Origin of the sequence: Collinsella sp. LCP19S3_B7 (genome assembly GCF_052121795.1) — a bacterium.
Taxonomy (GTDB): Bacteria; Actinomycetota; Coriobacteriia; order Coriobacteriales; family Coriobacteriaceae; genus Collinsella.
The window spans coordinates 47,512-60,513 of record NZ_JBQKDO010000008.1; the positions used below are offsets into that span (position 1 = coordinate 47,512).

At 56.6% G+C, this 13,002-nt stretch carries 9 protein-coding genes and 6 tRNA genes; all 15 read right to left on the reverse strand.

The genetic code is table 11. The features are described 5' to 3' along the window. Nucleotides 1-96: 96 nt before the first annotated feature. The 15 genes from nrdD to ACTQW0_RS04875 all read right to left on the reverse strand — a co-directional run bounded on the left by nrdD (nt 97) and on the right by ACTQW0_RS04875 (nt 12,962). Entirely contained in the window at nt 97-2,319 is a 2,223-nt protein-coding gene (nrdD, locus tag ACTQW0_RS04805; RefSeq protein ID WP_441567148.1) for an anaerobic ribonucleoside-triphosphate reductase, read from the reverse strand. Between the two features lie 567 nt (nt 2,320-2,886). Beyond that, entirely contained in the window at nt 2,887-3,069 is a 183-nt protein-coding gene (locus ACTQW0_RS04810; protein ID WP_427718618.1) for a hypothetical protein, read from the reverse strand. Between the two features lie 216 nt (nt 3,070-3,285). Further along, nucleotides 3,286-3,360 (reverse strand) — tRNA-Val (locus ACTQW0_RS04815). A gap of 3 nt (nt 3,361-3,363) precedes the next feature. Then, nucleotides 3,364-3,439: transfer RNA gene (locus ACTQW0_RS04820), tRNA-Gly, on the reverse strand. 81 nt (nt 3,440-3,520) lie between these two features. Continuing rightward, a complete protein-coding gene (locus tag ACTQW0_RS04825) occupies nt 3,521-4,432 on the reverse strand; it encodes an alpha-amylase family glycosyl hydrolase (protein WP_441567150.1) in 912 nt (303 codons plus the stop codon). A 94-nt stretch (nt 4,433-4,526) separates the two neighbouring features. After that, nucleotides 4,527-4,602, reverse strand: a tRNA-Gly gene (locus ACTQW0_RS04830). Between the two features lie 42 nt (nt 4,603-4,644). Next, nucleotides 4,645-4,718, reverse strand: a tRNA-Cys gene (locus tag ACTQW0_RS04835). 35 nt (nt 4,719-4,753) lie between these two features. After that, nucleotides 4,754-4,829: transfer RNA gene (locus ACTQW0_RS04840), tRNA-Gly, on the reverse strand. Nucleotides 4,830-4,934: 105 nt separating this feature from the next. Beyond that, nucleotides 4,935-5,681: an anti-sigma factor antagonist gene (locus tag ACTQW0_RS04845; RefSeq protein WP_441038749.1), complete on the reverse strand. Its 747-nt coding sequence runs from the start codon at nt 5,679-5,681 to the stop codon at nt 4,935-4,937. Nucleotides 5,682-5,762: 81 nt separating this feature from the next. After that, the gene (locus tag ACTQW0_RS04850; protein WP_441038751.1) at nt 5,763-8,108 is read right to left on the reverse strand and encodes a GAF domain-containing SpoIIE family protein phosphatase; all 2,346 of its coding nucleotides are present in this window, start codon (nt 8,106-8,108) and stop codon (nt 5,763-5,765) included. A gap of 59 nt (nt 8,109-8,167) precedes the next feature. Beyond that, nucleotides 8,168-8,257, reverse strand: a tRNA-Leu gene (locus tag ACTQW0_RS04855). 594 nt (nt 8,258-8,851) lie between these two features. Then, the gene (locus ACTQW0_RS04860; RefSeq protein ID WP_154517434.1) at nt 8,852-9,880 is read right to left on the reverse strand and encodes an ABC transporter ATP-binding protein; all 1,029 of its coding nucleotides are present in this window, start codon (nt 9,878-9,880) and stop codon (nt 8,852-8,854) included. Then, nucleotides 9,881-10,972, reverse strand: coding sequence for an ABC transporter ATP-binding protein (locus ACTQW0_RS04865; RefSeq protein ID WP_154517437.1), 1,092 nt, complete (start codon nt 10,970-10,972; stop codon nt 9,881-9,883). It lies immediately after the preceding gene. 2 nt (nt 10,973-10,974) lie between these two features. Beyond that, on the reverse strand, nt 10,975-11,865 hold the full coding sequence (locus ACTQW0_RS04870) for an ABC transporter permease (protein WP_441038768.1): 891 nt from the start codon (nt 11,863-11,865) through the stop codon (nt 10,975-10,977). Nucleotides 11,866-11,924: 59 nt separating this feature from the next. After that, nucleotides 11,925-12,962, reverse strand: a complete 1,038-nt coding sequence (locus ACTQW0_RS04875; protein WP_304212150.1) for an ABC transporter permease — start codon at nt 12,960-12,962, stop codon at nt 11,925-11,927. Nucleotides 12,963-13,002 lie beyond the last annotated feature (40 nt).

Sequence of the window (13,002 nt, forward strand, 5' to 3'; positions counted from 1 at the left end):
CAGGAGGCGCCAGTGGCGCCTCCGTCGTGAGCCAGGACTGTCCGAAATAGCGATTAAAGGTCCGGGGCCTCGCTACGGGGCAGCCTGGGGTGGTTATTAGAGATGCAGCACGCGGTCGCGGATCTCCTCGGTTCGACCCTGGTTCCAGAACTGGGTACCGATGTAGCCGCACGTGCGACGGGCGACATTCATCTTCTCCTGGTCACGATTGCCGCAATTGGGGCACTCCCACACCAGTTTGCCATCGTCCTCGACAATGCGAATCTCGCCGTCATAGCCGCACACCTGGCAGTAATCGCTCTTGGTGTTGAGCTCGGCGTACATGATGTTGTCGTAGATGTACTGCATTACGCGAATGACCGCCTTGAGGTTGTCCTGCATGTTGGGAACCTCAACGTAGGAGATAGCACCGCCCGGCGAAAGCTGCTGGAACATGCCCTCAAACTTAAGCTTGTCGAAGGCATCGATCTCCTCGGACACGTGGACGTGATAGCTGTTAGTAATGTAGCCCTTGTCCGTCACGCCCGGGATAATGCCGAAACGGTGCTGCAGGCACTTGGCGAACTTGTAGGTCGTCGACTCAAGCGGGGTGCCGTACAGCGAGAAGTCGATATCGCTTTCGGCCTTCCACTCGGCGCACTTGTCGTTCATGTGCTGCATGACGGCCATGGCAAACGGCGTGCCCTCCTTCTCGGTGTGGCTGTGGCCCGTCATGTACTTGACGCACTCATACAGACCGGCGTAACCCAGGCTAATGGTGGAATAGCCGCCCACGAGCAGCTTGTCGATCGTCTCGCCCTTCTTAAGGCGCGCCAAGGCACCGTACTGCCAAAGAATCGGCGCAGCATCCGAAAGCGTGCCCATCAGGCGCTCATGACGGCACAGCAGGGCACGGTGGCACAGCTCAAGGCGCTCATCGAAGATCTTCCAGAACTTGTCCATGTCCTGATGCGAGCTCAGCGCGACATCGGGCAGGTTGATGGTCACAACACCCTGGTTAAAGCGACCATAGTACTTAGGCTTGGTCGGGTCATAGTTCAGAGCGTTGGCGACATTGTTAAAGCCGTTGCCCGAACGGTCGGGCGTCAGGAAACTGCGGCAACCCATGCAGGTATAGCAATCGCCGTTGCCGGCGGTCTCGCCCTTAGACAGCTTGAGCTCGCGCATCTTCTTCTCGGAGATGTAGTCGGGCACCATGCGCTTGGCGGTGCACTTGGCGGCGAGCTTGGTCAGATAGAAGTACGGCGAATCCTCGCGGATGTTATCGTCCTCGAGCACGTAGATGAGCTTGGGAAACGCCGGGGTGATCCACACGCCGGCTTCGTTCTTAACGCCCTCATAGCGTTGACGAAGCGTCTCCTCCACAATCATGGCAAGGTCGTGCTTCTCCTGGGGCGTACGGGCCTCATTGAGATACATAAAGACCGTCACGAACGGCGCCTGGCCATTCGTGGTCATAAGGGTCACGACCTGATACTGAATCGTCTGGACGCCGCGACGAATCTCATCGCGCAGGCGTTCCTCAACGACCTCGCGAACCTTCTCGGCAGATGCCGAAACACCGAGCTCCTCAAGCTCGCGAGCGACCTCGCCGCGAATTTTTTGGCGGCTCACCTCAACGAACGGGGCGAGATGGGTCAGCGAAATAGACTGACCGCCGTACTGGGAGGAAGCAACCTGGGCGATAATCTGCGTCGCGATGTTGCAGGCGGTCGAGAAGCTGTGCGGCTTCTCGATCAGCGTGCCCGAGATAACGGTGCCGTTCTGGAGCATGTCCTCCAGGTTCACCAGATCACAGTTGTGCATGTGCTGGGCAAAGTAATCCGAATCGTGGAAATGGATCAGACCCTCATTATGGGCATCCACGATCTCCTGGGGCAGCAGCACGCGTTGGGTCAGGTCCTTGGAAATCTCGCCGGCCATATAGTCGCGCTGAACGGAATTGACGGTCGGATTCTTATTGGAGTTCTCCTGCTTAACCTCTTCGTTATTGCACTCGATCAGCGACAGGATCTTGTCGTCGGTCGTGTTCTTTTGGCGCTTCAGGCTCTGAACATAACGATAGATGATGTAGCGGCGAGCGACCTCGTAGCAGTCGAGACGCATGATCTCGTCCTCGACCAGATCCTGGATCTCCTCGACCGATACGGTATGGCCGGCCTTCTCACATGCCTCGGCGACGTTTTGCGCCGCATAGATCACCTGGCGGTCGGTAAGACGAGAGCCCTCCTCGACCTCCAAGTTGGCGGCGCGAATCGCATTGACGATCTTATCGATGTCAAAGGCAACCTCGGTGCCGCTGCGCTTGATGATCTTCATCCTCTTGCCTCTTTCGCGTCGTAATCCCATTGCGCTTCAGAGCCAAACGATGCCTGGCAGGGCTTGTCCCTGTCTTGCGGCGCCGTCGCGCAATCTGTGTTCTCGATAAACCATAGGTCCTCATGCGGACAATCCTCGCGGCCGATCAAGCGGCTCAAAGGCGTGTCCAAATGGGACGAACAAGGTCTTCGTTCTCTGTCCGCTATCTATCATACGACAAAGACGCCTCTATATCCTGTATTCTTTTTTTAGGTCAAACACAACATATAGTGTTTCAGCAGGTCAAAGCAATTGGTCATTTTACAGACGCATTAATTATGAGGGTTTCTTGGCAAGTCGGTAAAACGTTACCAACGCGGCTACCTGCAAGGCAGTTATAAAACCCCCTAGTCAAGCCGCCGACAAATCCTACCAAAACCAAGCCGATCACGCGAAAAGAATCCAAAAGATTATGCTTGACCAACATGTTGCGGTCGAATGCCGGCGGACGGAGCGACGGGGCTGCAAACGCTCGGAAGACTACAGCCCCGACACCCCGTCCGCCGGCATTCGATAGGCGAGGAGCTATTAGTTCTCTTCGCGAGCTATCATGCGGCCGAGAGCCGCTGTAAAGGGATCGAGCAGCACGCCGGCGATAACCACAAAAGCCCACCCCTTTGTGACAAGGCCCGCCCAGCGCGCGAAGAACATACGGCCTTCAATCGTTCCGAATCCTCCCTGGAAGGCAATCTCGCCAAAACCGATCACCATAAAAGATTGCGCGGGGGTCAACCATGGAAACGCGGGCGACGTGCACGGTTATGATCAAAATAATCATCTCCCACGAGACCAAGAGGCCAATAACGACAAATTATGCTGGGCAGCAAATGCAACGTGAAAAAGCGACCGAGGTCGATAATTTGACGGCATATTATGTGTGTTTATAACAAAACAGTCCAGAAGCAAAGCCTCTGGACTGCGAACATTTGGTGGGCGTTACAAGATTTGAACTTGTGACCTCTTCCGTGTCAGGGAAGCGCTCTCCCCCTGAGCTAAACGCCCAAATGGAGCGGACAACGGGGCTCGAACCCGCGACCCCAACCTTGGCAAGGTTGTGCTCTACCAACTGAGCCATGTCCGCTTACAGGGATTAATCTTACGTGATACCCGCATCCTATGCAAGAACTTTTTTTTGAAAAGTTTTGCGACGCTCTCGCGAACCTCACGAAGACATCAGCCACCTCAAAAAGGCCGAGCTCCTCACCCTGATACACGTATGCCGAGCCCGGAAGCGCCAGCTCAAGCAAAAGGGCCGCCCGCGCGCGGCGCTCGCCGAGTTCACGGTCCTCGTCATAAGACGACCCGTCGCGTAAGAGCCAGTCGAGCGAAATCTGGTGGTAGCGCGTCGCCTTGATTTGCGGCAGGGCATAGCGCGTCGCCACTCGCGATAGATCTCGTGGACCTCGTTGCGGTCCCACAGCGGATGGGTGCCGTCGTCAACCATGTCATCGCCCTCGGCGAGATGCCACCGGTCTAGGTCATCGCGGTCGAGGTCCTTGGCGAGACCGTGCGCCACATCAATGCGAAAGCCATCGACGCCTCGATCGCTCCAAAACGTCAGGACGTCGCAAAAGAACGCATGAACCTCGGGGCATGACCAGACAAAGTCCGGCTGCTCGGGCGTAAACATATGCAGATACCACTGACCGTCCGCAACACGCGTCCAGGCGGGGCCTCCAAAGTTGGCATTCCAATTGGTGGGAGGCAGCTCGCCATGTTCGCCGCGACCATCGCGGAAGATATAACGGGCGCGCTCGGGCGATCCGGGGCGGGCGGCAAGAGCGGCTTTGAACCAGGGGTGCTGGTTGGATGAATGATTGGGCACGATGTCGACGATGACCTTGATGCCGCGCGCGTGAGCCGCAGCGACCATGTCATCGCAGTCGTCAAGCGAGCCGAGACGTGGGTCGACATCGCAGTAGTCCGCCACATCATAGCCACCATCGACAAGAGGCGATGGGTAAAACGGGCTCAACCAGATGGCCTCGATGCCCAGCCGCTCAAGATAGTCCATCTGCTGGGTAATGCCCGCGATGATACGCCCAAAGCTGTTATTCGCGGCAAATAACGCCACGGCCACGCCCCAAGACGCTCGCTCCCTCTCGGGTTCGAGCCTCTGCAATGGGTACGAAAAAGCCCGGCTACCGTGGTAGTCGGGCTGTTGTGCTTGGAGCGGACAACGGGGCTCGAACCCGCGACCCCAACCTTGGCAAGGTTGTGCTCTACCAACTGAGCCATGTCCGCATATGTAAAACAAAACGGGCGCCGGAGCGCCCGGATGTTGCCTGGAGGCGAAGCCCGGATTCGAACCGGGGGTAAAGGCTTTGCAGGCCTCTGCCTTACCACTTGGCCACTTCGCCGAAAAAGGACCGTTAAGAACGGTCCGGAAATGCAATGGAGCGGACAACGGGGCTCGAACCCGCGACCCCAACCTTGGCAAGGTTGTGCTCTACCAACTGAGCCATGTCCGCTTGCGGGTTATTAATTTACGCGAGTTATCCAAAAGACGCAAGTACTTTTTTCAAAAAAGTTGCCCAAAGCAAGTTCACTCAGGAAAATCATGTCAACCCAAAGCGCTAAGCGCACGATTCCAATGCCGAACTAAACAGCTTCACCATCCGAACGCGTGTGCCGGCACCATCCGTGCGACGGGCAACCTCCACATTATCGACGAGCATGCGCATAAGCTTGATACCGCGTCCGCGTTCCTCGGACGCCATAGGTTCGCTCGCCCCATCGATAGAATAGCCAGAACCTCGATCAAGCACCTCAAGCACAACACGGTCCCCATAGGCCTGAATCGTCAGGATGCAGCCAACACCGCCCGCATGGTCATATGCGTTACCCAATGCCTCCCCCAACGCTAATGCGACGTCATAGCGCTCATCACGCCTCAGGGGAAGCGATTCGAGAAGCTCGGCCACACGGTGCCGATAATACGGGAGATTCTCGATGCCTCGCTGCACCTTGACGCTCTTGCTCCATCGCGGCAACTCCCCCACCGGAATGGCGGGAATCGACTCCCGCACCGGACCCGCAACATGAAGGATGTCGACAAGTCGGGCAATCTCCAAAAAGCGAACGACCTCATCGGAGGCGTTAACAAGCGAAAGCAGCCCTTCTCGTCTCATAAGCTCTCTGGCACGCGTAAGCAAAAACGCCAAACCCGTCGAGTCGATAAAACCCACGGTCTGGCAATTGATGACAACACGGCGCACGCCCCGGTCGATTAAATTATCCAACCGTCGGCGCAGCTCGGGCACCGAGGCGATATCGATATCGCCCGGTGGCGCCAAAACCGCTATGTCATTCCACTCATTCATGCGACCATGGTTCCCCAAAAGAGCTCGCTCGATGCAAACTTTTCTGCAACCGTTAGGATTCTGTATGCCCAACGTCGCGACCTACGATCGACCCCGTAAAAACTCAAGGGACACCAATGCAATGTCATCGTCCAGCGCCGAGTCGGTAAAGCGGTCAAGCTCGCCCAAGACCTTACCGCAGATGCCCGATACGCCCTCACCCGAAACAGAGAGTAGAAGGTCGCGCAGGCGTTGCTCGCCAAAGAAAGCACCCGAGCGGTCGCGCGCTTCGATCGTTCCGTCGGTATACATAAACAGCATGTCACCAGGATCGAACGTAAACACGCCCGTCTCGTACACCATGCTCTCAAAGGCACCGATCACGCCCGATTGGCACCCAAGGAGCTCCACTTCTCCCCCGCAGGTCTCTCCTCCGCCATGCGGCGTCGACGACGGCCTAATGACCATAGTGGGAGGATGTCCCGCAGAGCAATAGGTAGCGCGGCCCGCTTTAAGATCAATCTTGGCGATAAACGCCGTCACAAACGTCTCGACCCTCGAAAAGCCCATGAGCATGCTATTGAGCGAGCGGGCCATGCGAGCGGGTCCCGCACCCTCCCAGGCATAAGCCGTCAACGCCGTCTTGACGAGCGCCGACATCGACGCCGCCTCAATTCCTTTGCCGGAGACATCGCCCAATATCATAACGGCGCAATCGTCGGGAAGACGGACAAGCGTATAGAAGTCACCACCAACCAACGCCGAATTCGTTGCCGACAGGTATACCGAATCGGTTGCGATGCCCGGAACGTCGCCTAGCGAATTTCTCATGCCAATCTGAAGCGTCTGAGCGATATGACGCTCTTCACGCTTTTGAGACTCGCCCTCATAGATCAGCTCAAAGTCGTGTGCCAAATGCACCATGTAGTCGTATTCAAGGTCGTCGATTGGCTCCTGGCTGCCATCACGGAGCAGCAAAACGCGCCTCGTCGGTCCCTTGGCGATATCAGCGGGCACGATTGCATCGTTGCTTCGCGTACCATCCGCCTCCGAGCGGCAGCGCCCCGCCTCGATACCGGAATCGACATAAAGTCCCTGACACGGCAGGCCGTGGGCTCTCAACCATGCGCCCATAGTCGTGGATTCGTCCACGCGCGTAAGGCGCACGTGCTTGAGGTCGTCGGCGCTCGTCCCGCCCAGCACCGATGTCTCAAATCCATCGGAAATTGCCCCCAGGCGCGCCGCCGGCGTCGTGACAGAAAAGAAGAGTGACTCCGGATCGCCCGGCAATGCCACACGACTGCCGCCTTCAAAATCGATGACATAGGTTCCGAGGCCCGCATCATACTCCACGGGGCAGAAATGGCAACTGAGCACAGCGCAGATTTCGGTCGACACCGCACGCGAGGCGGCAATAGGATCATCGAGATAGGCAAACAACTCATCGCGCAGCACGTTGAGAGAACGGCCAAGCTCTGCCGTGCGACGTGAACGCAGACTCGATGCCATGCCGACTAGTTGGATGGAGAGATAATCGCAAATGACCTCGAGCACGTTGACATCATAGGCAAGCGGCGCCTGCGGACGTTTCCAACCGACCTCCAACACACCGAGCACCTGAGTGCCATAAAACACGGGAAGACATATCTCGCTGCGGTATGGAGGCATATCTTGCACGCGTAGCAGGTGCTTAGAACGATTGTCCAGGTCCATGAACATACCCGAGGCAATCCTATCGCCCTCAAGGTCCTGCTGAATCGACAGGCGGCAGGCACGAGACTCACGGAGCACATACGTCGGGATACCCGCACCATACGGCATAAACTCGGGCAGGTAGCTGTCATACAGCTCCTTGGAAACACCGCGAAGCTTAAAACCGCCGCTCTCAGAAAAATAGATGGCAGCACCCGAGGCATCGAGGGTTCCTACAAGCTGGTTCAAAACGGTATCCAACAAACTAGGCAGCTCATCGGAGCCCACCGTGCTCATAATGACCGACAACGTGCCCGAGAGGCGCTTATTCGCCACTCTGAGCTCCGAAAGCGCACGCTTGAGCTGACGGTCATGCGAATACTGCTCTTCGATACTATGGAGCGCCACGAGAACACGCGGCGCACGGCGGCCAAAGATACGAGGCGGCGTAACCGAGCCGGCACAAACTAGGACGGGAATAAAGGAGCCGTCACTTAGCTTAAGCATCAGCTCGCTCTCGGTACCATTGGTCTCAAAAGGAAGACGATGTTCTGTCGCGCGTTCAAATGCTGACGAGTACAAGAGATCTTTAACGTCCCCGTTGATCACATCGGAACGTTCCTCGCAGATCAAGTCGAGCAAGCGATTGTTTACATGCAAAATGGTTCCGTCGAGCTCGCAGATAATGACAGCATCGCTCGTAATATCGACCAATTGGGCAACGTCAACCCACTCATTGCGCTCAAGCGTTTCCATCGTGAACCTCACCGTCTATCGGTAACAAAAAAGCCTCCGAAGAGGCTTCTCAAATGCGATGGTGTCGGAGGCGGGACTTGAACCCGCATGACCAAAAAGCGGTCACTAGCACCTCAAGCTAGCGCGTCTGCCAATTCCGCCACTCCGACATGCTATATTGTTGATTCGCAGTTCGTTTTGTTGGACCCGCGCTTTCAACGAGGAAGATAATAACCTATGATTCGAGAACTGTGCAAGCACTTTTTTCAAAAAAGTTTACGAATTTGAAAATGCGCAGGTAGATCTATATGTCCGGGCCGGAATGGGGGCAACTTCCCAACGCGTCCTCGGGCATGCGGTACATTTTGATTCGCGCTTCGCGCTACAAAATGTACCGCCCCCTGCGGAATGCGTTGGGAAGTTGCCCCCATTCCGGCCCTACAGCCACATACTCCAAGTACGATTCTCAAACATATACTGGGGCTGATGCAAATTTGGTGGCTCGGCTTTGCCGAGCCCTTATATAAGGAGGCCGGAGCTAAAGCTCCGGCCTCGCTCAATTTCTTATTAGATTAAGTGAGCGATCAAGGAATCGCCCCCCTGCAGTGGTAACACAGGGCCCGTGCTGGACTTAGTTTTCAGAACATTCCGCAGACCAGGAAACCCCCTTATCCGCAGCTCCAAAGGAGCAGGATAAGGGGGTTTCCATGGTCGAGGACGTTCTGAAAACTAAGTCCAGCACGGGCCCGGACGAAAACAACCGACTACAGGTCGATATGCGATTCCTTGATCGGGAACGGCTCGGCGAAGTGGCAGGCGCAGCAGTGGCCCGGAGCAACTTCCCTAAACTCGGGAAGCTTCTCGGAGCAGATGCCCTGCGCAATCGGGCAGCGCGTGTGGAAACGGCAGCCAGTCGGCGGATCCAGCGGTGACGGCGGATCGCCGGCAAGGATGATGCGCTTACGAGACTTTTGGATATCCGGATCGGGAACCGGCACGGCAGACAGCAGCGACTGCGTATACGGGTGGTGAGGCTCGCTATAGAGCGTCTTCCAGTCAGAAACCTCGACCACCTTACCCAGATACATAACGGCAACGCGATCGGAGATGTGCTGAACGACGGACAGGTCGTGGGCGATAAACAGATACGCCGTACCAAACTTGTCCTGCAGTTCCTTAAGCAGGTTCAGAACCTGGGCCTGAATGGACACATCCAGAGCGGATACCGGTTCGTCACAGATAATCAGCTTGGGCTTCAGCGCAAAGGCGCGGGCAATGCCGACACGCTGACGCTGGCCACCCGAGAACTCATGAGGATAGCGGTTGATGTGCTCGGGGTTCAGTCCGACAACGTCGAGAAGCTCGCGGACGCGCTCAATGCGCTCCTCCTTGGTTCCCACGCCGTGAATGGTCATGGGTTCGGAGACGATCTCGCCGATGGTCATGCGAGGATTCAGCGAGGCATAAGGATCCTGGAAGATAAACTGCATCTCGCGACGCATATCCTTGATCTCATGCTTGCTCATTTCGGCAACATCTTTACCCTGGAAGAACACCTTACCGGCGGTCGGCTTGGTCAGGCGCATGATGGTGCGACCCGTAGTGGACTTACCGCAACCAGACTCACCAACCAGACCAAAGGTCTCACCAGGATAAATCTCAAAAGAGATGTCGTTTACAGCAGAGACGACGCGCTTGGAAAAACGCTTGGCGAACATGCCGGACTCTGCGGGGAACTCCTTAGAGAGGTGCTCGACCTTCAGTAGCGGAGTGCGCTCGTTATTGTCTGCCATTTACGCCTCGCCTCCCTTCTTGGAATCCTTACGCGTGCGGGACGTCTCAGGGGCGTTCTTGAGGAACTCGGGGTCACCGGAATAATGACACGCAGAATAGTGGCCGGACTCGGTGACAAAACGCTCGGGGCGCTGCTTGCGGCACTTATCGGTCGCATAGGGGCAACGAGGCGAGAACACGCAACCCTCGGGCAGGTTCATGAGCGAAGGCGGGTTGCCGTGAATCGGCGTAAGCGGCTTCTTCTCATCGATGGCCTGCTCCGGGATGGAGCGAATCAGGCCCCAGGTATAGGGGTGACGGCTCTCGTAGAAGATTTCCTCAGCAGTACCGAACTCGACGGGACGGCCGGCGTACATAACCATGATCTTGTCGGCCATATCGGCGACAACACCCAGGTCATGGGTAATCATGATGATGGCGTTACCGTTCTTCTCCTGCATTTCCTGCATAAGCTCAATAATCTGAGCCTGGATGGTAACGTCCAGGGCAGTCGTGGGCTCGTCGGCAATCAGAATATCGGGATCGCAGGCAAGGGCCATGGCAATCATGACGCGCTGACGCATACCACCAGAAAACTGGTGCGGATACTCATTGACGCGTTTCTCGGGCTCGGGAATGCCAACGAGGTCCAAAAGCTCGGTGGCGCGCTTGAGCGCCTCCTGCTTGGAGTAGCCACGGTGCAGACGAAGGCCCTCACCCACCTGCTTGCCGATCTTATAGACCGGGTTCAAGGAGGTCATAGGATCCTGGAAGATCATCGCGATATCGTTGCCACGAATGTGCTGCATCTCTTCCTCGGTCATCTCGAGGATAGAACGTCCGCGATAGCGAACGTCACCGCCCTCAATCTTTCCCGGAGGCATCGAGATAAGACCCATGATGGTCATGGCGGTCACGGACTTACCGGAGCCGGACTCACCGACGACACCCAGGGTCTCGCCACGATCGAGCGTGTAGGACACACCATCGACAGCGCGAACGACGCCATCCTCGGTGTGGAAATACATCTTAAGGTCATCAACCTCGAGCAGATGCTGGCCCTCGGGAACCGGCTGGTCCTTCAGGTCCACATAGTTCTTGTTCTTCTTCATCCTTATGCGTCCTTCATCTTGACGTCGAGGGCGTCGCGCAGACCGTCACCCAGCAGGGTGAAGGCGAGCACCGTCGAGAGAATTGCCAGACCGGGCATGATCATCATCCAGGGAGCAGTCAGAAGATACTGCTGACCGTCCTGAATCATGGAGCCCCACGAAGGCGTAGGCGGAATAACGCCCATGCCGAGGAAGGACAGAGCGGACTCGGTCAGAATGGCGCCACCAATGTTCATAGTCGCGTAGACCACGATGGAGGCAACGGAGTTCGGGAAGATGTGACGCACGATGATACGAACATCAGATGCACCCATCGCGCGCGCAGCGTCAACATAGTCGTTTTCCTTGACCGTCAAGATCGCGGATCGGAAGACGCGCGCAATCGAAGGCCAGCCAAGAATACCGATGGCGATAAAGACGTTCTGAAGACCACGGCCGATAACGGCGATCATGGCGACAACGAACAGCACGTACGGGAACGCAAGGAAGATGTCCGCACAGCGCATGATGATCGTATCCCAGATGCCGCCGTAGAAACCGGCCAGAGCGCCCATGACCAGACCAATCACCGTGGAGATCGCAGTGGCCATAATGCCGACGGACAGCGAAACGCGTGCACCGTAGATAACGCGGACGAGAATGTCACGGCCAAGGGAGTCGGTGCCAAACGGGTGCTCTGCACACGGAGCCAGCAGCGACGTCTCGGCCATGGTGGTCGAATCGGAAGCCGTCGGCGAACCGAGCCAGGGCTTAGCCCACAGATCTGCGGTCAAGGCAACCACAACGACGATAATGATCCAGCAGACACCGATAACGGCGAGCTTGTTCTTACGAAGACGCTTAAAAGCGTCGCCCCACAGCGTGCGAGACTTGGCGGGAGCAGATGCAGCCATGGTGGCGGTAGCCTGCTCCTGAGACTGAGAATCAGTTTCCTGCATGAGACGTACCTCCCTTAGGCCTTATCCGACGGACCGCCAAGGCGGATGCGCGGGTCGAGGAATGCATAGCTAATGTCGACGAGCAGGTTGATCACCATGACGACGACGACGATGAGCGTAACGCCGCCCATAACGATGGGCCAGTCACGCATGCTAATGGCGCGATAGACCTCATAGCCGATACCGGGCCAGTTAAAAACCGTCTCGGTCAGGATGGCGCCCGAAAGCATGGCACCAAAGTCGACACCAATATAGGTAACGACGGGGATGAGTGCATTCTTAAGCGCATGCTTGATGATGATCGCGCGATTGGAGAGACCCTTGGCCTTTGCCGTACGGATGTAATCCTGGCTCATGACGTCAAGCAGCTGCGAGCGCATAATGCGGGCGGCATAAGCGGTCGAAACCGAAGCCAGCGTAATGGTCGGAAGCACATAGTGCATCCAATCCTGATACTGAGAACTGGAACCACCGGCACCCGAGATCGGCATGGAGAATGCACCGCCCGTGGCGTCCTTGAGAATGACGCCAAAGAACAGCTGCAGCAACATACCGAGCCAGAAGGCCGGGACGGCAACGAGGATCGACGTGGTGAGCGTTACCAAAATATCCCAGAAGGAATAACGCTTTACCGCCGAAATGATACCCGCACCGATACCCATGATTGCCTCGAGTACGATGGCGCACGCGGCAAGTTTGACCGTATACGGATACTTCTGGGCAAAGATTTCCGTAACCGGCAGCTTGCGCTGATAGGAATTACCCAGATCGCCATGAAGCAGGCCGTTCATGTAATACAAGTAACGGTCCACGAGCGACGTTTGAACGGGGTCGCCGTTCTCGTCAAGGATCGCGTTGCCGTCCTCGTCCGATTGGACCAGGTGATAGCGGACGCGAAGCTGAAGCTCCACCTCGGGGGACAGAGCCTTGTCTCCACCGATCAGCTTGATCGGATCTCCCGGCACGATATTCTGGAGGGCGAACAGAATCAGCGTAACGCCCAAAAATACCGGGATGAACTGAAGCACACGTTTAACGATGTACTTACCCATACCACTCCCCTATCTAGGGATTAACTTAAATGGGATGCCG